Source organism: Bacillus sp. BR3(2024), from assembly GCF_039134555.1.
In the GTDB taxonomy this organism is placed as follows: Bacteria; Bacillota; Bacilli; order Bacillales; family Bacillaceae_G; genus Bacillus_A; species Bacillus_A cereus.
The window spans coordinates 99,072-121,059 of sequence record NZ_CP152438.1 but is presented as its reverse complement, the minus strand read 5'-3'; the positions used below and the strand labels follow the sequence as shown (position 1 = coordinate 121,059).

The following is a 21,988-nucleotide window of genomic DNA, read 5'->3' as shown; positions in this document are numbered from 1 at the left end:
CCGTTTTATTTAAAAATAGGAAAATCCCCATTGCCATCAACTTAAGAAATTGATTGTTGTTCAAAACGAAAGAATTGAGCCGAATTTTCATGAATAATTGTAAGAAGTTGAAATTTTCGTTATGGGAATAATTAAAAACCTTAGGTTGATGGGCATGGGCGGTCCCCCTTAAAGGCTGAAACATAGCTGCATAACTATTGAAAACAAACATAAGAAAGACGTTCTACTCCATATAGGTAGAACGTCTTTTCACTTTATCTCATAACATATAAAGATTTTTTACTTACTTAAATCGCATTGTACTTAAAAAATCGATAAATTCATCTTCATTTACAGGTTTACTGTAGTAATACCCCTGAATTAGATAACATGCATTACGCTGTAACACTGTTAATTGTTCCTTCGTTTCTACCCCTTCTGCGATCACTTTCATGTTTAAAGTATGTGCCAGTGAAATAATGGTTTGTATAATTTCATTTCCATCCGTAGAAGTTCCGATCCTGTTAACAAATTCTCTTGGAATTTTCAAGGTATCAATTGGATACAAAGGAAGATACGCTAATGAGGAATATCCTGTACCAAAATCGTCAATTGATAAATGTACACCATATGATTTCAATGCTTTTAACTTCGATAAGGTTTCTTTTTCATCTACCATTGCTATTCGCTCTGTTAATTCCAAATCAATCGAATTGGCGGGTACTCCTACCTCTTCTATGGTAGATATGATTGTTTGAACAAAACCTTTCTGTTCAAACTCTATAGCTGATAAGTTTATCCCCATCTTTAGATTTACATAGCCCGCTGAATGCCATTCTTTCAGTTGTCGACATGCTTCCTGTAACGTCCATTTCCCAATTGAAATAATCTGCGAAGTTTCTTCCGCGATAGGTATAAACTCAAAAGGTGAAATTAGCCCTAGCTCTGGATGTTGCCAACGTATTAAAGCCTCTGCACCAATAACGATACCCGTCTTACTATCAATTTGTGGTTGATATAATAAAAATAACTCATTATTTTCTAATGCATTCGGTAAATCCTGTTCTAATCGCAATCGTCTTGTTATTTTTTTTGATAATGTCTCGTCATACATGCAAACAGCATTGTTACCTTTTTCTTTTGCACTATACATAGCAATATCAGCATGTTGTAAAAGTGTAGTAGTATTTATTCCTCCAAACGGATACACTGATATTCCTATACTAAGAGTTAAGTAAAAACTATGTTGATTAACTACAAATGGTTCTTCAGTTATACGAAATAGAGTTTCACATAACTCCAATAGCTGTTGCTCTGTGCGGTTATGGACAATGATCGCAAACTCATCTCCACCTATTCTTGCTAGAGGAATAGTCGGTGACAAACATGTCCTAAAACGTTTGGCAACTTCTTTTAAAACCCTGTCACCAATCGAATGCCCCAGTGTATCATTAATAGTCTTAAAGCGGTTTAAATCAATATATAGGAGTCCAAACTTATCCTGTGATTTTTGTGCACGTTTAATGGATCTATCTAATTCTTGTTGGAAGAATGTTCGATTTCCAATCTCCGTCACCGTATCATGGAATGCAAGGTAATTTATCTCTTCCTGTTGTTGTTTCATCCTCGTTATGTCTTTTACCATTACATAACTCCCCAAAATTTGACCTTCTATCATAATAGGAACTATAGTGACATACCAAAAGAGCATGTCCTTCTCATTGTTATTTTTCACACGTAACTGTAGTGAAGATGAACTACATCGTCTTCCTTTCTTTATAGCTGCTTCCAACTCAGATTTATCTTCATCTAAAAAAATAGAGAAGCATTCTTTCCCTATTAATGCAGCACTGTCTTTTCCTAATAACATACTTCCAGCCTGGTTTATATTTAATACGGTACCAGTTGAATCAATCGTTAAAATAGGATCCGGATGATACTCATATAATGACTTAAATCTCTCTTGATTTTTTACCAAATCATTAGATTTGTTTATTAAATCCCTTGTTCTTTGAGATACTGTTTGTTCTAATTGATTATTAAACACTTTTAATGTTTTAGTTAACTCTTTGTTTTGCATTCGTACGATTGTATGACGAATCAGTACAAATACAAAAGCAATACAATTTCCCGTAATTAATGTAGCTGAAGAAGTTTGCTCTTTCAAAGTAAAGCCAATTAAGACTGCAACTGCAAGATAAGGGAATATACTAAGAAGTTTCTCTCCAAATGTCGGATTAATAATAAAATAATTTCTTTTAGAAGACGTATTCTTTGGGATTGTAGCAGCAATAGCGATAAATAATAGGAAAACCCTATACAAACACCTTAAAAATATAACGGAACGATCTGATAAATCATCTTGTAAATAAAAATACAAATAGTCCGTAATAGCCAATCCAGTTAATACTAGGATAAAAATAAATAATTTACTTTTTGCATTGAAAATAGCGGGTCGAAAGATTAGGGTAACTCCTAGCAATAGAAGCAATAAATCTATAATTGGAAAAATAAATGAAAGAAAAACATCTCCAATTGATAAGAATAAGATATTTGCAGAAGGTTTATTAAATAAATACCACTCTAATGTAAAAATAGCAGTAACAACAATACATAAATCACAAAGTAAATATGCTTTCTCCCATTTGTTACATTCCATCATGATTTTATAAAAGAACGCAAAAAGAAAGAAAAATAAGAAAAACAGTAGAAACACATCAGAAATATTAAAATTTTGTATTGGTAATTCTACATTAAGTACTTGAAAAGCGGATATGAAATTCCCTATCAAAAAACACCCTATTGCAATAGTAATGCAAACCCAGAATACTCCTAACTTAATTTTTTGGGATAATATAGAATACAGTAATGAGATAAATACAGTAGTTTCAACGACTAAAGATGATAGTCGGATATTAAAATCTGATATGAAATAATGATTCGGAAAAACAAATAAAAATATAAAGCAAAAGCTTATATAAGCTATTAAAGCCAATATCAATACATAAAATTGCACATATGCATGTTTACGCAATGGACTCACCTTCTTGAGTTTTTTCTATACTTTTATTAAAAATGTCTTGATAGTGGCACAACTCCTACTAATTAAAATGTGTGCTACCTATTATCCATATTATGACCTTTTTAAAAGATTTCTTTCTACATACAACTGTCTTGTTAACTTTTTTAGATGTTTACAATTTTTAATACTGAGGATTCCAAAAAGGATAAGTTGAGAAATGGAGTTTTTTTAGTATTTGGATATCTTGAATTTGGATGGTTCAACTTATCTACTCTTTAAATACGAGATAAAATATAATCCTCTATTGGATTATATTTAGTTGCTAACTGTCACACTTAAAAAGAAATGAAAATATACTATCAATAACATAGAAATTTGAGTTAGTTTACGAAACTAACTGTAACTATTATAGTTACAACTTAGATTGATGTCAATTTCATATTACTCCCCTTTTTATGAATAAAAGACACCTTTGAACTTTACAAGAGACAAAAAAAGAAGAGGAATTTCTTCCCTCTTCACCAATAAAATCGAACATATTTACAATTAAGGAAGGGCATACATCCATCAAAAGATGAAAGGAACAACAATAGTTCACCTAGTGAATTATAACACAAAAACACTTCCATTAATAGATAATATTAACATTTATGGAATAGTTGTAACGGAATTGTTGAACATTTTAATATTAAAAGGCTTTATATGTATGACTATTATATACCAAACATATATTCAATGGATAGTGACGTAACACTTTATGTATGTCGAACAATTAAGATAGCTCTTGCCATCCCTTTTTCAAAGCCAATTCATCTCCCACCTACTCACTAGGCTTTGACCCTTCACGCTCCTTGAGGAAGGAGTCTTCTTGGCTAAAATGATAAATTATACTATTAAATTCTTAACAGTTATTATTATGAAATCGACAATTGCAACAAATTTTCTGCTCTAAATCTCTGCTTAAAGTGCTTGGATTTTTATTTTTGCACGTGCATTTCCTTTTCTTCTTCACACGTTTCAGATAACACCAATAGTAAAGATTAGGTCCTTCATGTTCTATTGATCGTCTATACAGAGTTTTAATTAACTTGCTACATTCCGGACGTTCTTCTATATCATATTTCACGATATTTCCACCGCTTAATACTACACATGCGACTTCCATTACATACAGCATCCCAACTTATTCTTTTATTATTTTGAAAGTACTGTTGAAACGATTGAAGGTTAATATAAAAACATATTATCTTTAAGTCCACTTATAAAAATAAGTGGACTTTTTTATATAACAATTATTAGAATTTTCTGCATTAACTTTCTAAAGTTTTATTCAGAGGTTATTATTATCATATTCAGAATTATATAAAAGTGTCAAAAAGATAGATATATGCAAAAAAATGGAATATGTGAAATTAGGGATGGGGAGTGTTATTTTTGAAAAAGAAAGTTTTATCTTCAACACTAGCTTTATCTATGGCTTTAGGGACATTTGCGACATTAGGTACGCCACGTACATATGCAGCAGAGCAAAAAATTCAATACAACCAAGAATTCCAGACACCATCTTATATTGGGGAAGAGTGGAAAGCACCGAAAGGACTAGATAAAAAAGAAACGGTGTTCGAGTATTTAAAAAGTAAGAAAGAAATGTTTAAATTAGCAGGAAATATGGAAAAGCACTTTGAAATTGTATCTGAAGAGAAAGATGAAAAGACAAATACAACGCATGTGAAATTAGTTGAGACGCATAACAATGTGCCCGTTTATGGATCGGATCAAACGATTGCACTTGATGAAAATAACAATGTAAAAGCATTTTTTGGACAGGTTGTTCCTGATGTGGCTGGTAAAAACATCCCAGCTGAACCCAACATCTCACAAGAAGAAGCTGAGAAAATTGCAAAAGCAGATATCGAGAAAGAAATTGGAAAAGTAGAGAATTACGATAGTATCAAAAAAGATTTATTTGTATATGAGAAAGACGGCAATTACTACTTATCATATTTAGTAAAAGCTTCTATTTCTAAGCCACAACCAGGATATTGGCATTATTTCATTAATGCGACAAATGGAAATGTTATCAATAAATATAATGCAATCGATCATATGGAAGGCTTCGGTTATGGCGTACTCGGACAAAGAACTTCATTTAAAATTGAGCAAAATAAAGCAGGTTCATATCATTTGTTGGATGGTACACGAGGGAATGGAATTCATACTCTTGACGCAAGAAATTCCTCTGTACCATGGCTGTATGAGGAATGGGAAAGATCTCGCTTCACAGGTTGGGAAGTAGTAAGTGAATCAAAAATGTTCCAGGATAAAGCTGCAGTTGATGCCCACGTAAATACAGCAAAAGTATACGATTATTTCAAAAAAACATTTGACCGTAACTCGTTTGATAATAAAGGGGCAAAATTAATTTCAACTGTTCATGTCGGCGATCAATGGAACAATGCAGCTTGGAATGGAAGACAAATGCTATATGGGGATGGGGATGGCGAAATATTCTTACCGTACTCCGCAAGTTTAGATGTTATTGCTCATGAGTTAACGCACGCAGTAACAGAGCATTCTGCGAATTTAGTATATGAAAACGAACCAGGTGCATTGAACGAATCTATATCTGATATTTTTGGAGCGATGGTAGACCGTGATGACTGGCAGCTTGGTGAGGATATTTATACACCAGACACCGATGGGGATGCGCTCCGCTCTTTAAGTGACCCAACATCAATTTCAATTCCACCAAGTCCAATGCATGATTTTCCAGATCATTACCCAGATCATTACAGCAAGCTTTACACTGGTGAGTTGGATTACGGTGGTGTTCATATTAACAGTAGTATAAACAATAAAGCGGCATATTTAATTGCTGAAGGCGGAACACATTATGGAGTATCAGTAAAAGGCGTTGGCCGCGAAGCAACGGAGAAAATTTATTATCGTGCACTTACAAAATATTTAACAGCAAATTCGAACTTTAGCATGATGCGTCAAGCTGCAATTCAATCAGCAAAAGATTTATATGGTGAGAACTCGAAAGAAGTACAGGCAGTAACGAAGGCTTATGATGCAATTGGTGTAAAGTAAGATATAAAACAGATCTGATATTATTATATCAGGTCTTTTTTATATCTTATTTTTTGACACCTAAACTCACTATGAGAAACTATATATATGTAAAATGATAAAGACATTGATATAGCTAGGATTCTCAGCTTGATAATATGGTAAAATGAACTCCTTTTGCAGTATTAACAACACAGTTTGACGGCATATGTGAAAACATTAAGGAGGAAAACAAATTAACTCGGCCGATAAAAGAACTGATTGAGAACATGTTATTATATTCTTTATTATCTGAAGTAAAAATACTAATTACATATTAATAAGATGGTTATTTTCTCTTTAGCTATTTTAAAGTTGTTGGTATTGACCAACAAAATAGTGCTGCTATATATATGTCTTATTCATATCATTTTATATTTTAAATCTATATCTTTTTGCTCCAAATGTCCTTCAGTAAGTTCATCAATCTTATCAACATGTTACAAAATCTTTTCATTATGAGTATTAATAATTTTGGTTTAAGGAATATGAAATCAATTACATAATCTGCTGTTTCCCTATCTAAATAATTAGTAGGTTCATCTAAAATTAAAATGGGATATTTTTCAATAATAGACGTAATATAACTAATCTTTGTCCACCCGATAAATTCATTCAATCTTCGGATATAACAACATCATTTATTCTTTGAAATTGAATAGAATTTTGTGTTTTTAAATGATTATATATAATATCTAATATCAAAATAATCTAAATTATCAAAAATCTATTCTGAAAAGCACTTCATCTTGGAGCATTAACCCGATCTTCTTTCTATATTCATCACTCTTCTATTGTTTAACATTTTGCCTATCTATTAAAATATCACCATTATCAGGATCACGTATTTTTAATAGCAAATCAACTAAAGGCGATTCCCCACTACCACTTTTTCCAGTAAACAAAATACTTTCATGTTTAATAATATCTAAATTTAAATTTTATAACTATTAACTATAATATATCCTTTCAAGAAATTTTAAAAAGGTTGAAGTAGGCAAAAAATATTCACTAGAATGATTAGATTAATTTTTCTTTTTTGTATATTTATGTTAAATTATTGTTATCACTACAAATTTATTGAATAATTTTAATACTCTCCCCTTTGTACTAAGGTAATATGTTTTTCACAAAACACATTACAACTGTAATTAAAAATTACATATAAACCCATATTTAGAATTTTTAAGTTCCTTTCATAATATTAAGCTATTTTTTACCTTTTAGTTTGTTTATTCTTAATTTTTAAACTAAAATAATATATATTGGTAATAATTAAATAAAATGCCAATAATTATAGGAAGGAGAAAATTATGAAGAGCATTGTATTATTTGATGGTGATTGTAATTTCTGTAATCAGAGTATTCAATTCATTATTAAGAGGGATCCTAAAGGATATTTTCAATTTGCATCACTTCAAAGTGCATTAGGTAAAACATTATTAAAAAAGTATGAAATAGACGAAACAATAGACAGCATAGTATTAATAGATAAAAATAATAGTTATATTAAATCAGATGCCATACTAAACATTTGTAGAAATTTGAAAGGTATATGGAAGATTTTCACTATTTTTATATTAATTCCAAGGCCGATTCGAAACTTTTGCTATGAAAAATTCGCAAAAAATAGATACCGATGGTTTGGTAAACAAGAACATTGTATGTTACCGTCACCAGAAGTAAGAAAAAGATTTCTGGATTAATTCCAAAAATCTTCAAACTTTATATTATATTGTTAATCTTATCAAAATAAATACGCTATTCTTTCTTGCAAATTAAAGGAAGGAATAGTGTTTTTTCAACTTTTTTACAATACTTTCAAATCCTACTTTACTCTCTAATTCTCCGTTATATCCCAGCGTGAATGCTCCTGTAATATAGTCAATTTCTACGAACTTATAATATTCTATTCCTAAAAAAATATCTCTAGAAATTACCGAAAGTGAACAAACATGTTTTTGTTAATACATATCCACCTTTTCCCCCCCTTAAGTCACCTTCGAACTTTACATGGAACAAAAAAGAAGAGAGATTTCTCCCCTCTTCACCAATAAAGGGGATTAAAATGTGTGTGAAGTCAAATGAGTAGTTTTGGTTATTCCACACACAAACAGGTCTTTTTAGAATCAAAATAATTTTATATTTACTCTTTTTCACTTTTGTAGAAAACACACTTTTTGCATCTTTAATCGCTTGATTTTTAACTGCACTTGGAAGGTTGACTTCAATATCCTTTGTGTTTTTCTTCGTGCTTTTTTTCACTTCAACCATTTCAGATACCAGTGTATTAATGAGTTTAATATAATCAGAACCACTTTTTCCAATAGTCTAATTTGTTCTTTCGGCGGAAGCACTTTAACTTTGACCGTGACATTCCCAGACGTAAAAATAAAATAGGAACGTGTTCACAGGCTTGGCAAAAAGCACGAGATGAGAAAACTATTCTCTTAAACGCTTCGACGTCACTCTTATTAATCACCTCAATAGTGTATCAATATTATAATGGGATAGCATTCAAAAATCTCCCTAACAATTTGAACTACCCCCACTTTCACTTGTTTAGAAGTGAGGGATTCCTAAGTAAAGAGTTCTATCGAACTCTAATTGATTAGGCTAACCCCGCAGTCCTTGCGGTTAGAAGCCTTATCGCTTCATGCTTTAGATTGATACTTGCGTTAATATCCCTATCATGGTGTGTACGACAAGAAGGACAGTCCCATTCACGTAGGTTTAGATTTTTAACGTCTTTATTTTGATATCCACAACAAGAACATAATTGGCTGGAAGCAAATGTTTTCGATACAACAATGACTTGTTTTCCGTACCATTTTGCTTTGTATTCTAACATGGCTCGAAACTGTGACCATGATACTTCACTAATTGCTTTTGCTAACTTATGATTCTTTAACATATTCGATACTTGCAAATCCTCTATACCGATAACATCGTGGTTTTTGATGATTTCAGTTGAAATTTTGTCCAAGTAATCTTTTCTAGTATTTGATATGTATTCATGAATTCTAGCTACCTTTACTCGTTGTTTATTCCAGCGAGAAGATCCTTTCATTCTTCTAGAAAGAACACGCTGTGCTTTCGCCAACTTATCTTCTAATGATCGGAAAAACTTCGGATTTTCATAGTGTGTTCCATCTGACAAAATAGCGAAATCTTTTAGTCCTACATCTATTCCAATATAAGAATGTGTTTTCGGAAGTTCTTGTACTTCTATTTCAACTAATAGTGACACAAAATATCTACCAGAAGGGTTCCGTCTAACTGTAGCATTTACAATACGCCCCTCTACTTCTCGACTTTTGGCAAATCGAACAAGGCCTAGTTTCGGCAACTTTATTTTGTTCCCTACAACGGCAATGTTTTCATTTGTTTGTTTTGTGGTATAAGATTGTACGTTGTTCTTCTTAGATTTAAAGCGCGGTGCGCTGTTTTGTTTTTTGAAAAAGCGCGTATAAGCATCTGCAAGGTTGCGAACAGACGACTGCATCGCAATACTATCCACTTCTTTTAGCCAAACAAGTTCTTTCTTCATGGCAGGTAGTTTGGCAGAGCATGTACCATAGGTCAAGCCTTTTCCTGTCTCTTTGTATGCGTTATCCCATAAGGATAGGAAATGATTGAATACAAAACGAGAACACCCAATCGTTTTTTTGATTAGAATTGCTTGTGCTTGATTTGGATAGATACGAAACTTATAGGCTTTATTCATCATTATTTGATTCACCTCCATTTTGGTATATGACTATTATACACCAAACGTACATTCGATAGGTAGTGGAGTAACACTTTCTGTATGTCGAACAATTAAGATGGCTTCCTGCCATCCCTTGTTCGAAGCCAATTCATCTCCCACCTACTCACTGGGCTGTGACCCTTCGCGCTCCTTGAGGAAGGAGTCTTCTTGGCTAAAATGATAAATCCTCCCTCTCCAATTCCCTTTAATCTGAGCAATTGGTACATCCTTACTGTTCTTTTTGTTTTTATCATCACCTTTTCAAATCATCTTCATATGTTGTATATAGATATCTCCTTTCGAATTGCAATGATGCCTCTTTCAAGTCCTAATGTACGCCGTACAAAGAGCACTTTTGAAAAGTGCTCTTTGTACTTTGTAATACACTCACTCTATAATAAAGTAATTTTAATGTATGAATTGTAACTATTTGCACACACTATAATTGGAAGGCTTGAATCATTGTCATTGAAAAATGTTCAGCGCTTCCGCTCCTTAAGAGAACAGTCTACGCAACTGTTCTCTTTTCCTTTTTTTACAAAAATAACAGGACAAGCATAGTTAACTATGCTACGATCAATTGCATTGCAACATTCTCAACGTTCCCTCAACAATTTCTCAATATTTTTCATGGACAATAGCACACTTCCTCAACGTTAATAATATCTTAATATTAAATACTGCAAGGAGGCGCTAGAAAATGACTTGGTTCATTATTTTAGGATTTATGCTTATTTTAAGTATAGGCGGCTTTCACCCACATAGTATTCATATCATTTTCAAAATAGATTCAGATACAAAAGCTATGCCAAATTGGTCTTTCGTTAATAAAATAAACTTTCGAACATTTAAAGAGTTGTTAAAAAACCCAAACAGGAATAAACTCAAAAGCCTTACCATAGGAGAGCTGTTTATCCCTTTAAGTCTATTCAATAAATTATTTGGCAAAACATTAATTTTTCTAATCCTATTCTTCTATTCTCAATTCTTAAACTAAATATAATATGAGATGAGTAAAAGAATAGCAGTCGCCGACCATAACAAACAACAGACCGCCTATTACAGACGGTCTGTTTTAAAACAAATTGACTATATCAATAGAATAAGGACACCTTAATTATTCAGAATATTCTTATTATTCATGAAAAAAAACATAGTTAAATATAAACTATCCATTTCCTGTTATTATCAGATTAAGCCTTTACAGAGAAAAGGGGGATATTATGACTGTTCAAGAAAAAAGTAATAAGCAATTGATGGAATTATTAGATGAATGGTATGAAAAAATTCGTTTATATCATGTAAAAGAAGCAAAACAAACATATCTACAAGTAAAGGAAAGCTTAAAAGTAATAGAAACTGATCCATATTTATCATTTTATTACTCACTACTAGATTTTAGATATAAAGTCTTGGTAGATGGAGTGAGTATTACAAAAGATTCCTTTAAGAATATAGAAAAATTCCCTAATATCGAAGAGGATTTTTTATTTTTAGCTTATTATTATCATTTCTTTAAGGCAATCCACTTTACAATTATAGCAAATTATACTGAAGCGAAAACACACTATGAAAAGGCGGAAGAGCTTTTAATTGATATACCTGATGAAGTAGAAAAGGCCGAGTTTGAGTATAGATTTTCAACTTACTGTTATCAATCTTATCAACCATTTGAAGCGATTCAACATGTAGTAAAAGCCAAAAAAATATATTTGAACCATGTAGGATATGAAATTAATACTGCTTTATGCGACAATGTATATGGTTTAGCCTGTATAGATCTAAGAGAATTTGAAAAAGCGGAAGAATGTCTCAATACGGTTATTGATGTTTTTAATAAGCATGATGAGGAACATTTATTATTAAGAGCACGTTACAATTTAGGCTGGTTATATAATATTCAAGATTTATATCCATTGGCGATCCGACAGAGTTCTGAAATTATAAATAAAATACCGAATCATTTTAAAGCATTATTTGTCTTAGCAAGAGCATATTATAAATTAGAAGGCATTGAAACAGCTAAAGCATATATCAAACAAGGAATAAACTATACGAATGAAGCAGGAAATGAGGAATATAAGCACCGTTTCGCAGTTTTAAATGAACTACTCACAGAATTACCTAGAATTAAACTAGAAAAAGTAGTCAATGATGCAATTTCTTATTTTGAAAAAGAAGAAATGTGGGATTGTGTAAAAGAATATGCAGAGGTTTTAGCACTTCAATTTTATGAGGCAGATAACCATGTTAAGGCGAGCAAATATTTCTACATTAGCAGTAATGCTGGTAAGAAACATTTGAAAAAAGGAGCGTTAAAGTGATGAAAAAAATAAAAAAGATTGTACTAAGTATGGTAGTAATAAGTGCATTAGCATGTGGCATGAATAGTTTACTTTCACCTCAACAATCTTCTTCTAATGGTGGAGATACACCATCACCAACAATACCTAGTGTCTCTGCAGAAGTATCTATTGATTAACGTAATACATTTTTCTTAGGTTAAAAATCAGAAAATTCAACTTTTTATAAAAAATGTAGAATACAATGGATAAAATATTGAACCCCTAGTCCGAAACAGATTTGTTTCGGACTATTCTCGTTACTATAATTGTACGTAGAATGGTAGACTAGAACTTCCACTTAGTCTTGTTCTGTAATTTCTTCTCTTTTTGAAGTAAGGCCTTTAACTTTTTTAAATAATCGATTTCCATACGTAAACATTCATTTTCATCTTTTAATGTCTCTATAACCCCTTCAATAGTTGCATTATTTAACTTTGATCTTGTCTTTTCCATAGCTGGACCCCCTTTCTTCTTTTTATATAAGAATTCCACGCCTTTTAAATCATATATTTCCCTTTACCTACGAACTATTGCAATAAATTCTTTAACACAAACAATCCATTTATTTCATTTGTTTGTATTTTATTTCTCAGAATTTGATATATATCTTTTGAAAAATCCCCTGTATTCCTTCCATATTTATCTCTCCTAAATAAATCGTAATACATATTATACCCAACACATTTATAAGCTTTAATCGTATTTTTAACAAAACCTACTTAATTTTAAATAGATATAACACTTTATTCTGTCAACTCCTCTTATATTGATAAATATGAAATATCCAATATATTTGACATTTCAATGACTTATGACAGGAAAATATATACATTAAATTAAACCTAATGTATCTTTGATTTGTAAGTCGTAGTTAGTTGGCCAGCTTTCAATACACTTTAATAATTAAAAATAAGGGGGGTTTAAAATGAATCAAGTATTAAGTAAAAGTAAGAAAAAAATGATGTATCTAGTCGGTTCACTTCTAATTTCTCTATCAATGTTTTCAACTACAAGTTTTGCAGCTACAGAAGGTGCTGTAAAAAGTGTTACAAATAGTAGCTATACCGGGATTGCAGCTGACATAAATCTACCAAAATCAGTTGTTGTCAAAGATGGATATGTGAATTGGTATTTAGGTATTGGAGCATCTAAAGTTGAAGGTGGTATTTCAAAAACACCTAGTGGATATAAAGTATTTCTTAATTCAGGATATAATGAATCAGGTCAAAACAGTAAGTATTGGAACACACAATATGATACATCAATTAAAGATGGTGATCGAGTAAACCTTAAAATAATTAATAACGGAAATGGTACGGTTACTATGTATGTAAATGGAATTCCTAGATATGCAAATCAGCCTGTATATGGCTCATTTTCTCAATACGAACCAGTAAAAATGGTTCAGGGCGTTGAAGATACTGGACGTAATTCTTTTAGCCAAGCTAGTTTTTCAAACGTACTTCTAAGAACAGATACATCTGGAGCTAACTACAAAAGTTGGAACGGTTCAATTTCTTCCTCATTTTCTAAACACGGTACTTATGGTAACAGTTTCACAGTTTATTCTCAAGTGCCATTAAGCGCAAGTTTACGCTAAAATTGTTCTTGTATACGAATGATTTTGTGAAAAAGGTAGCTGTACTTTTGTACAGCTACCTTTTTCATATGGTGAATTTTTAATAGATATTCTATCAGCCATAAGTTATATTCTTCATATTTTAACTTCTTTGAATTCAATAGTACTTAATCAGCTTGTCTTATTCCTCCACTTAACGTATCGAGATTCAGCTTATAGCAACTACAACACGCTTTATTATTAATAATACTACTCTTCTTATTTTAACTTTAATTCCATTGCATCGATTTTTTAATAATAAATATACAACTTAGTAATGATAATAGATATACAATAAGAATAATATACAACTGTTTTGGTTCAATGCTATCGATATAAAGACTCATAATTGGATATGACCAAGGAAACAGTATCCAATAGTTTGTATGAGAGATAAAAAAGCTACCCAACCCGCCTATAACCCCTACTAATAATGAAAGTAACGGGATTTTATAAAATATTATATTTATTAAAAAATGTAAATTCACAATAGTTAAAGAGCTAATCACCATAAAAAGTATAGAAAAAATTAATCTTTGATAAACAGTCCCAAGATTATCAACCGTTAATACTATAGGTATACTAGTTATGACTAAAGCACATATTAAATAACCAAAAGTAATTATTAAGCAAAACAAAAACTTATTACTTAATATAGTTTTTAAAGTGATTCCGTGATAAATAGCAGACATATATCCTTTTCTTCTGAACTCGTTTACAAAAGAAAATGACACTAATAGACCTATTGCAATAGGTAAAAATAATCTACAAAAAAGGCTTAGAATCGCTATATGCATGAAAACGCCATCTTTTGATTGAGATGATACAGTTAGAAAGATTTGAAAACTAATTGGTATCAACAGAAATACTAGTAACAGGATATACAATCCATTATGAAGACTTTTTTTATATTCACCTAATATACCCACTTATTTCACCCTTTATTATTCATATGTATAATATTTAAAACTCACAGCTAATAACATAATTCCTAAAATATAGATTGAAGAACTTGCAAGATATATTAAAATAGTTGTTTCTTTCATCATTACATCACTTACTATATTCAATGCATAAAATATTGGAAATGTCTTTGTGAATACTACAGGAAATAATCCATAAGTTACGCTAAAAAAAATCCAAATAACTGACAAGGACGCCGCAAGAATTCCCTTTTTTATAATCAAATGAAAAAGTAATTGAGAATATGGTATTGCTAAAGATAGAATTGTACAAAGCATCAACATTTTCAAAAAATAAAGTATAGATATTTCATATCCATTTATAAAAATATAGATACCCATAACTGAAAAATTTAAAATATTAAAGATTAAATAAAACAGTATAAACAATAAATTTTTAGCTACCAATAATTTAAACTTTGAAATTGGCTTTGTATAGATAATGGCCCAAGTGCCATATTTATTTTCAGAAGAAATGATAAAATACCACATACAAGCAGAAAAAATGCTTAATGTTAGTGTATTAAAGTTTACTGTAATTGCTATAAGATTCGTAGATTGAAACATATCGGGATTATTCTTGTTAAAAATAAAATAACTTATACACAAAAAGCTTGATAATAATGAAAAAAACAAAGAAAATAACAATAATTTTCTCCCACCAATTTTCCTCATCTCACTATTCACACTTTTAAAGATAAATTGCATTATGATAGTAACTCCTTTTGTTTAGTTAAAGATAAAAATACTTCCTCTAATGTTAGCTTTTTAGGGCTAACTTCAAAAATATCTATATCATTTTTAATTAATATTCTGGTTAAATTAGGAACACTATTTTGATCTATCATTAGTTTGAATACCCCTTCTTTTTCTATGCTATAAGGTATATCCTTTGTATTTAAAATCCTTTCTGTGGCAGTAGTGTCATTAACATGAACAATATATTCTCTAGAAGTAATAATACTGTTTAAATTCCCTTCATAGAGTAAGTTACCCTTATGTAGTAATGCTATGTGATCTGCTATCATTTCAATTTCAGCTAAATTATGACTAGAAATAAATATTGTCTTTCCCTCATTTTTTACTAAATGAAGTAATAAGCGCCTTATCTCGTGTACTCCCTCTGGGTCTAATCCATTTGTCGGCTCATCAAGAATTAGTATTTTAGGATCATTAAGAATAGCAAAGGAAATACCTAGCCTTTGTTTCATTCCTAAAGAAAAATCTTTCACTTTTTTATCTTTTGCTTTATATATTCCCGTAATTTTTAATACTCTGTCTATTTCATCTAAAGGCTTATTAATCATTTTTTGTACATAGGCTAAATTTTCATATGCTGTCAAATTAGGATAGTAGGTAGGTGAATCAATAAAACAACCCACATTTTCAAATAATTCTTCTTTCCATTCTTTGATATCTTTATTATTAAATAATATCGTTCCATTATCTAATGGAATTAACCCTAATAGCATTCGCATTGTTGTTGTTTTTCCTGCACCATTTGGTCCAATAAAAGCATATAAACTTCCTTCAGGAACAGATAAGTTTAAATCCCTTACAATGGATTGATTGTCAAAAGACTTTGTTAGATTTTTAGTTTGGATTGCTAATTTCATTTTGTTCCTCACTTTCTTATTCTCAAATAAAAGTAAGTATCTATTAAATTCTTGATCTATTAGATATTCTATTTACCCTTTAACTAATGTTTGCAATTTAGATTTAGAAAATATTTCTCGTTGTTTTAATTTTTTATCAGTAAGTTCATAAACTCTATCTACACGCTCTAAAATATTTTCATCATGAGTGATAATAATCTTAGTGGATGGCATGGCAAATATATTTTCAATAACAGCATTTGCCGTTTCCCTATCTAAATGGTTAGTTGGTTCATCCAAAATAAGAATCGGATATTCTTTCATGAACAATCGTAACATAGCCAACCTTTGTCTTTGGCCACCGGAGAAATTTGTTCCTCCCTCTGAGATTAAAATATCATTTATACTTTGAAATTGAATATAATTACTTAGATTCAATTTATCAATAGACTCCTGGATTTTTGAAGGATCATAATTTATATCAAAGTAAGATAAATTCTCAGATAAACTTCCTCTAAATAAAACTCCATCCTGAGTCATTAGTCCTACATTTTTTCTTAGTTCCTCACTGTTCCAATCTTTAATATCTCTATCGTCTATTAATATATTCCCCTTATCGGGAGTATGCAATTTTAATAATAAGTTAGCTAAAGTGGACTTACCACTGCCACTTTCTCCAACAATAGCAATACTTTCGTTATTTTTAATGTTCAAACTTAAGTTTTCTATTATTTTTTTGTCATCAAAACTAAACGAAATATTATTAAATTGAATCGATCCTCTAAGAATGTTTACTTTAGTATCTGATCCATCTTTTTCTAGTTCCTCTTCCAAGATATCTAAAGTTCTTAATAAAAGTGGTTTAACTGAATTCCAATTTAAAATTGATCCTATAATTATTGAAACAGGAGAAAATATAATACTAGATATAGCAATAAAGAAGAAAATATTACTTAAATCCCCTTCTCCTTTACTAAAATTATAAAATCCTACAGCAAGCATTATGATAATAAATATTGTTGATAGGGAACTATTAAATGATTCTAAAGCATTTTGTTTTAGCGCTCGTTTATGTACCGTATCTAGGTATTTATTATAATCTTTTTGCCATACAGATTTAATTCTAGAAAAAATCCCTGTAGCCTTTACATAATACATCGCTTTTAATGATTCATTAATTTTCCCTCTATGTTCTCCTAGGTAATACGTTTCGACTAAATTAGCATTATATATGAATTTCCCTAAGGAAATATTGATAAATAGGGAACTAGCAATAAAAAACATCAATATTAAAGTATAAAAAGTCTCAGTATATAATAGATACATCAATAATGGAATGATAACTACTATTGATATAATCATTTCAATTAGATCCTCTAAAATATATCCTCTTATTGATTCTAAGCTCATGATTCTTACATTTAAATCCCCTGCATGACGTGTAGTAATCTTTTCTATGGGGGTATTAAACATATGCTCAAAAACTTTTGTTGTACTTTTTCTATCAATTTCTTTCTGAAAGTTTACTTTTATAATAGAAGTTATAGATTTTATCCCTATAACAACGATTAAACTTCCCAAAATAATTAAAAGGTATCTTACATCCACTTCCTTTGAAGCATTCAAAATATCCATAAACTTTTTCAAAATAAAGGGAAAAGCAAGAATTGAGATTTGTGCTAACAATGCTAATAGTGCTAATAAAACAATCTGGCTAGGAGATACAAAATGATCAATATATCTAAGTAATATATGTTTTTCACGCCTTTTAGTATTTGGCTGTATATCTTTTTTGTTTTCTATTACTAGGATATAGTCACAGAACATTTCCTCAAAACTTCTTATATCAATTATCATCGGCCCTGCCTTAGGATCTACAATATAAAATTTATTTGCTTTAACCCTTTCAATAATTACAAAGTGATTAAAGCCCCAAAATGCTATCATCGGCTTTTGTATCCTTTGTAAATCAGTTATATTTTCTATCCTATATGCAGTTGCAGAAAGTCCATACGATTTACTAACTTTTTTAATATCCAACAAACTCCATGCCGATTTTTTATTGATAATTTTACTATTTCTAATTTCCGAAGCTTGTACTGCTGAACCATAATAATGCATAATCATCGCTAGACAACTAGGCCCACAATCAAAAGATGTCATTTGCGGTATAAATTTAATTTTCTTTCTTAACATATTTATCACCTATTCTAGGCATTAAAGTATAAAATGCTATTTAGTTTATTATCCTCTAACCTTTGTAAAAAATACAAAATACTTCCTAGACCTGTAAATAATGCGATTTTATGAGGATTAAAATCTTCTATATCAAAATTATTCAAAAAGTTATTTGTTACTTTCATAACAATTTGTTTTTCATTGCGCTCTAGCATACCTCTATTTTCTAACTCCAATAAAAAGTCTAGTTTCCCCATTAAACCATGACATAAACAATAATCACTATTTTCATGTAATGTACTTAAGATTTGTTTTTTAAAAAAGATTAAATCTGATTGTATATCTTCATTTTGATACGATTCTAAAATTTTAATTCTCGATATTCCCATTCCACTAAACCCTTTACACCAGCTATCTGTATACTCATATTTACTCATACTCATTTTCTCACTTTTATGTATACCATGTATTACTCTATCGTACTTATTTGTTTTTAATATGTCTTTTAACTTATAAAATGCAAGAAGTTGTCCTGATAATCCATGAACAAACCCCTTTAATGAATCCTCTAAATTTAGAGTATCGTGAGCTTTCCAATATACAAATTCATTATGTGTTTGCATATTATTGACAATGTAGTCACCGAGATTTTCAGCCACTTCAAGTAATATTTTATACTTAGGATTAACTTGATAGAACTTAACTGCAGTTAAAATTAAACCAGCTGAACCCCCTAATATGTCAAAATGTTTATCGTTATATCGACCTTTTTCAATATCAGAGTTGATATCCATAAATATTTGCAATACTACCTTTTCATCAATATATGTTGTATCCGGAAAATTTGTTAAATAATAAGAAATGATAGCATTAACACCATTTACAAAACCATAATTATTTTTATTTCTGTTTAGTATTTCTTGCAATGCTTTTTGTTCGAGTTTATTTATAATTTCAATGTGATTAGGGTCAGCGTTATTTCTCAATAATGTACTTATTCCCAATACCCCATCATATATTCCATTATTCAAATGGTTTATCTCGAGCTCCCCTTGCCAATTTGTTTTTAATCCAATAAAATCTACATCACCGTCTTTTGATATATAACAACCATCAAGAATTTTCTCTGTAATTACCTCCCTTATTTTATTTGTAGGTAAATTAGTCTGAAAATTAATGCTTTCCTTTACTGTATTCAGCTTATATAGATTATCATTTTGATTAGAAAGAGACATTTCTATGATTTTTCTTTGTAATAAAAAGTCAGCATATGAAATTTTTTTGAATTTCATTTCTAAATCTATTTCATTACTTGATAAACTCTCGTAAGCCCCCCATTCATACTTATTAAAGAAATATGGAACATCATAAGATAATAGTGCCTCTATCTCTTTTTGAATAATATCTTTCCTAGTAGCCAAGTAGATATTTTTCTCAAGTATATTTTTTAAATACTTTATAGTCTTTGATTTATTCTCTAATAGATCTGGAACATTTAGTCTATCTAATAAAAGAGAATAAATTTTTGTATTTCGATATACTTTTCGATAATTCCATTTAGAAACACTATTTTTCAATATATACACATATTCCTTCTTATTTTTTAAGACTGTATTATATGCATCCTCAAAACCTTTAATAATATCTTTTATATAATTATCATACTCGTATATATCACCGTTAAAAAACGGTAAATTCTGAACTGTATCTTCTACTATTTTCTCTTCTTTTATTTCAATAGGATTCGATGTAAATTCATTTTTTATTTTAATTGTTTTTACCAAATTCTTCATTAGTCTCCCAATGGCACTGTAATCTCTTATTACCTCTCTACCTCCACTAAACTTTATAGGTAACATTCTAGAATTTAATACTGAATTAGATAATATAAAACTACTGGTTTCTTCAGTAGTACTTGGATTTAATGTACTTCCTAATGTCTCAAAATCAATTATGACTGGTGAGGATTGTTTAGCTATGATATTTTCATTATGTATGTCACTTCCATTAATCAAATACATTACAGAAAGCACTACACCTAAATTATAATAATAATCTTTAATTTGCTCAGTAGATTCACATGATTCATGATTAATATATTCCATATATCCATAATTTCTTTTATTAACTACTTGCGGAATAAAGATATTAGTATTTAAATCCTTATTCAGTTGATTAATTAAACTATGATATAAGATAGAATTTTTTAAATCAACTGGTTTTAAGATTACCTTATTATTAAATTTATCTTCTAAAAGTATTGTTCTCTTTCCATTATTATGATAGTCACCTAGGTTAGTAACTTTTTCTACATGCATAATATTAAAAGCTGACATTTTATGAATTTCTTTTTGATCTTTTTCAAGAGCTCCTTGTAACCAAATCATATAATTTATTTCATTTTCAATGATTGTAAAAATTTTTTCATTTAATAAAGGTAATATCTCAAAAAATTTTATATAGAACCTTTTAAAATGAAAGAAGTTCTTTGTAAAATACTTATATTCTTCACTGCTATCCATTCCTATCAAAACGTTTTCTACTCTAAGTTTATTTATGTATACAATTAAGGATGGTCTTAAAACTTGGTATAGTCTTCTTTCTAAATCAAACATTATTGATTCAGAAACCCTCTCAACATTTCCAAAAAAATCGATTTTATTTTTAATCATATTTTTAAAGAATACTACATATGTTTGTATTATTTTTTGAAAGTTATAGTTTTCGTCATTCTTAATGATATCATTACATGAAAAATCCTCTAAAAAGATACCAAAATTTTTTTCTAGGCCTTCTTTTGTTACTAAAGAAGACCCATTATCTATTGTATTCAAAATTCCATGTGAATTATTTTTCATAATAACCTCTTCTTTTTATAGGTAGGAGAAACAGTTAGAAATTTATTATTATTAAAGAGAGTAAGGCCTTTCGCCTTACTCTCTTTAACTATTAGCGGCATTTTTTACAAATTGTTTGTCCCATAATTGTGACGCATGCTACAGGCATCTTCCAAGGACAATCTTTAGTTATAGTTTCAACCCAACCAGGTCCAATACCACCAACTAATTGTTCAAGCTCTTCATCTTCTACGACTTGTAAATATTTTTCATTCTCCATTTTAATACCTACCTTCTTATTTTTTTGAAAATGATGTTATAAATTCAATAATTTACCACAACATTGTCTATAAACAATATACCATTAAATGTTAATGAAAAAAAGATGTGTTTTATAAAAAATAAAATAATAGGATATTTAACTATATCAATATAATAAAAATGAACTTACTTATTATATATTTAAATTATTCTTCTAATATCTGAATAACGATTAAGAATTGTAATTAAGCTTGTGAAAAAGATTAGATTTATAGAAGATATACCTTAAGGAGATTTTACCACAAAAAGGAATAAATGACTCTTTTTTT

17 protein-coding genes and 2 pseudogenes are annotated in these 21,988 nt (G+C 29.8%); 7 read left to right on the top strand and 12 right to left on the bottom strand.

Annotation, left to right across the window (positions count from 1 at the left end; translation table 11 throughout):
• Positions 1-283: 283 nt before the first annotated feature.
• Positions 284-3,013 (bottom strand): bifunctional diguanylate cyclase/phosphodiesterase, encoded by a 2,730-nt coding sequence (locus tag V7S45_RS28045; RefSeq protein ID WP_242278419.1) that lies wholly within the window; start codon positions 3,011-3,013, stop codon positions 284-286.
• 1,422 nt (positions 3,014-4,435) lie between these two features.
• On the opposite strand from V7S45_RS28045, the gene V7S45_RS28040 reads away from it, so the two are divergent.
• A complete protein-coding gene (locus tag V7S45_RS28040; RefSeq protein ID WP_025687308.1) occupies positions 4,436-6,094 on the top strand; it encodes a M4 family metallopeptidase in 1,659 nt (552 codons plus the stop codon).
• A 185-nt stretch (positions 6,095-6,279) separates the two neighbouring features.
• Positions 6,280-6,495, top strand: a pseudogene (locus V7S45_RS28035) (hypothetical protein).
• Positions 6,496-6,903: 408 nt separating this feature from the next.
• Here V7S45_RS28035 and V7S45_RS28030 read toward each other — a convergent pair.
• Positions 6,904-7,017 carry an ATP-binding cassette domain-containing protein gene (locus V7S45_RS28030; protein ID WP_232732765.1) on the bottom strand — a complete coding sequence of 38 codons (114 nt, stop codon included), beginning with the start codon at positions 7,015-7,017 and terminating at the stop codon, positions 6,904-6,906.
• 408 nt (positions 7,018-7,425) lie between these two features.
• On the opposite strand from V7S45_RS28030, the gene V7S45_RS28025 reads away from it, so the two are divergent.
• On the top strand, positions 7,426-7,818 hold the full coding sequence (locus V7S45_RS28025) for a thiol-disulfide oxidoreductase DCC family protein (protein WP_088346261.1): 393 nt from the start codon (positions 7,426-7,428) through the stop codon (positions 7,816-7,818).
• 72 nt (positions 7,819-7,890) lie between these two features.
• Here V7S45_RS28025 and V7S45_RS28020 read toward each other — a convergent pair whose 3' ends face one another.
• The 3 genes and pseudogenes from V7S45_RS28020 to tnpB all read right to left on the bottom strand — a co-directional run bounded on the left by V7S45_RS28020 (position 7,891) and on the right by tnpB (position 9,842).
• Complete coding sequence (locus tag V7S45_RS28020) at positions 7,891-7,974, bottom strand: hypothetical protein (RefSeq protein ID WP_342762164.1); 84 nt, start codon at positions 7,972-7,974, stop codon at positions 7,891-7,893.
• 190 nt (positions 7,975-8,164) lie between these two features.
• A pseudogene (locus tag V7S45_RS28015) lies at positions 8,165-8,469 on the bottom strand (RNA-guided endonuclease TnpB family protein); the annotation flags it as partial.
• Positions 8,470-8,723: 254 nt separating this feature from the next.
• Positions 8,724-9,842, bottom strand: coding sequence for an IS200/IS605 family element RNA-guided endonuclease TnpB (gene tnpB / locus V7S45_RS28010; protein WP_342762109.1), 1,119 nt, complete (start codon positions 9,840-9,842; stop codon positions 8,724-8,726).
• Positions 9,843-10,563: 721 nt separating this feature from the next.
• Between tnpB and V7S45_RS28005 the strand changes: the two genes are divergently transcribed.
• From V7S45_RS28005 to V7S45_RS27995, 3 genes are all read left to right on the top strand, one after another.
• Complete coding sequence (locus tag V7S45_RS28005; RefSeq protein WP_088346263.1) at positions 10,564-10,860, top strand: hypothetical protein; 297 nt, start codon at positions 10,564-10,566, stop codon at positions 10,858-10,860.
• A gap of 226 nt (positions 10,861-11,086) precedes the next feature.
• Positions 11,087-12,187, top strand: coding sequence for a hypothetical protein (locus V7S45_RS28000; RefSeq protein WP_088346265.1), 1,101 nt, complete (start codon positions 11,087-11,089; stop codon positions 12,185-12,187).
• Entirely contained in the window at positions 12,187-12,345 is a 159-nt protein-coding gene (locus tag V7S45_RS27995) for a Phr family secreted Rap phosphatase inhibitor (RefSeq protein WP_000721350.1), read from the top strand. The genes V7S45_RS28000 and V7S45_RS27995 overlap by 1 nt, the downstream gene beginning before the upstream one ends.
• 148 nt (positions 12,346-12,493) lie before the next feature.
• On the opposite strand, the gene V7S45_RS27990 is transcribed toward V7S45_RS27995, so the two are convergent.
• A complete protein-coding gene (locus tag V7S45_RS27990; protein ID WP_025688691.1) occupies positions 12,494-12,661 on the bottom strand; it encodes a hypothetical protein in 168 nt (55 codons plus the stop codon).
• A 472-nt stretch (positions 12,662-13,133) separates the two neighbouring features.
• Between V7S45_RS27990 and V7S45_RS27985 the strand changes: the two genes are divergently transcribed.
• Entirely contained in the window at positions 13,134-13,808 is a 675-nt protein-coding gene (locus tag V7S45_RS27985) for a hypothetical protein (RefSeq protein WP_089607878.1), read from the top strand.
• Between the two features lie 248 nt (positions 13,809-14,056).
• Here V7S45_RS27985 and V7S45_RS27980 read toward each other — a convergent pair whose 3' ends face one another.
• From V7S45_RS27980 to V7S45_RS27955, 6 genes are all read right to left on the bottom strand, one after another.
• The gene (locus V7S45_RS27980) at positions 14,057-14,755 is read right to left on the bottom strand and encodes a hypothetical protein (protein ID WP_021728631.1); all 699 of its coding nucleotides are present in this window, start codon (positions 14,753-14,755) and stop codon (positions 14,057-14,059) included.
• A 15-nt stretch (positions 14,756-14,770) separates the two neighbouring features.
• Positions 14,771-15,496 carry an ABC transporter permease gene (locus tag V7S45_RS27975; protein WP_021728630.1) on the bottom strand — a complete coding sequence of 242 codons (726 nt, stop codon included), beginning with the start codon at positions 15,494-15,496 and terminating at the stop codon, positions 14,771-14,773.
• The gene (locus V7S45_RS27970; protein ID WP_025689503.1) at positions 15,496-16,404 is read right to left on the bottom strand and encodes an ABC transporter ATP-binding protein; all 909 of its coding nucleotides are present in this window, start codon (positions 16,402-16,404) and stop codon (positions 15,496-15,498) included. The genes V7S45_RS27975 and V7S45_RS27970 overlap by 1 nt, the downstream gene beginning before the upstream one ends.
• Before the next feature lie 72 nt (positions 16,405-16,476).
• Entirely contained in the window at positions 16,477-18,579 is a 2,103-nt protein-coding gene (locus V7S45_RS27965) for an ATP-binding cassette domain-containing protein (protein ID WP_342762108.1), read from the bottom strand.
• Between the two features lie 14 nt (positions 18,580-18,593).
• Positions 18,594-21,419, bottom strand: a complete 2,826-nt coding sequence (gene lanM / locus V7S45_RS27960) for a type 2 lanthipeptide synthetase LanM (protein WP_342762107.1) — start codon at positions 21,417-21,419, stop codon at positions 18,594-18,596.
• A gap of 91 nt (positions 21,420-21,510) precedes the next feature.
• A complete protein-coding gene (locus V7S45_RS27955; protein ID WP_000426725.1) occupies positions 21,511-21,678 on the bottom strand; it encodes a type A2 lanthipeptide in 168 nt (55 codons plus the stop codon).
• Between the last annotated feature and the right edge of the window lie 310 nt (positions 21,679-21,988).

What these genes read in the sequence shown, in the direction of transcription:
- V7S45_RS28025 (WP_088346261.1), top strand. Translation starts at nt 7,426, where the DNA reads ATGAAGAGCATTGTATTATTTGATGGTGATTGTAATTTCTGTAATCAG.
- tnpB (WP_342762109.1), bottom strand. Translation starts at nt 9,842, where the DNA reads ATGATGAATAAAGCCTATAAGTTTCGTATCTATCCAAATCAAGCACAA.
- V7S45_RS28005 (WP_088346263.1), top strand. Translation starts at nt 10,564, where the DNA reads ATGACTTGGTTCATTATTTTAGGATTTATGCTTATTTTAAGTATAGGC.
- V7S45_RS28000 (WP_088346265.1), top strand. Translation starts at nt 11,087, where the DNA reads ATGACTGTTCAAGAAAAAAGTAATAAGCAATTGATGGAATTATTAGAT.
- V7S45_RS27995 (WP_000721350.1), top strand. Translation starts at nt 12,187, where the DNA reads ATGAAAAAAATAAAAAAGATTGTACTAAGTATGGTAGTAATAAGTGCA.
- V7S45_RS27990 (WP_025688691.1), bottom strand. Translation starts at nt 12,661, where the DNA reads ATGGAAAAGACAAGATCAAAGTTAAATAATGCAACTATTGAAGGGGTT.
- V7S45_RS27985 (WP_089607878.1), top strand. Translation starts at nt 13,134, where the DNA reads ATGAATCAAGTATTAAGTAAAAGTAAGAAAAAAATGATGTATCTAGTC.
- V7S45_RS27975 (WP_021728630.1), bottom strand. Translation starts at nt 15,496, where the DNA reads ATGCAATTTATCTTTAAAAGTGTGAATAGTGAGATGAGGAAAATTGGT.
- V7S45_RS27970 (WP_025689503.1), bottom strand. Translation starts at nt 16,404, where the DNA reads ATGAAATTAGCAATCCAAACTAAAAATCTAACAAAGTCTTTTGACAAT.
- V7S45_RS27965 (WP_342762108.1), bottom strand. Translation starts at nt 18,579, where the DNA reads ATGTTAAGAAAGAAAATTAAATTTATACCGCAAATGACATCTTTTGAT.
- lanM (WP_342762107.1), bottom strand. Translation starts at nt 21,419, where the DNA reads ATGAAAAATAATTCACATGGAATTTTGAATACAATAGATAATGGGTCT.
- V7S45_RS27955 (WP_000426725.1), bottom strand. Translation starts at nt 21,678, where the DNA reads ATGGAGAATGAAAAATATTTACAAGTCGTAGAAGATGAAGAGCTTGAA.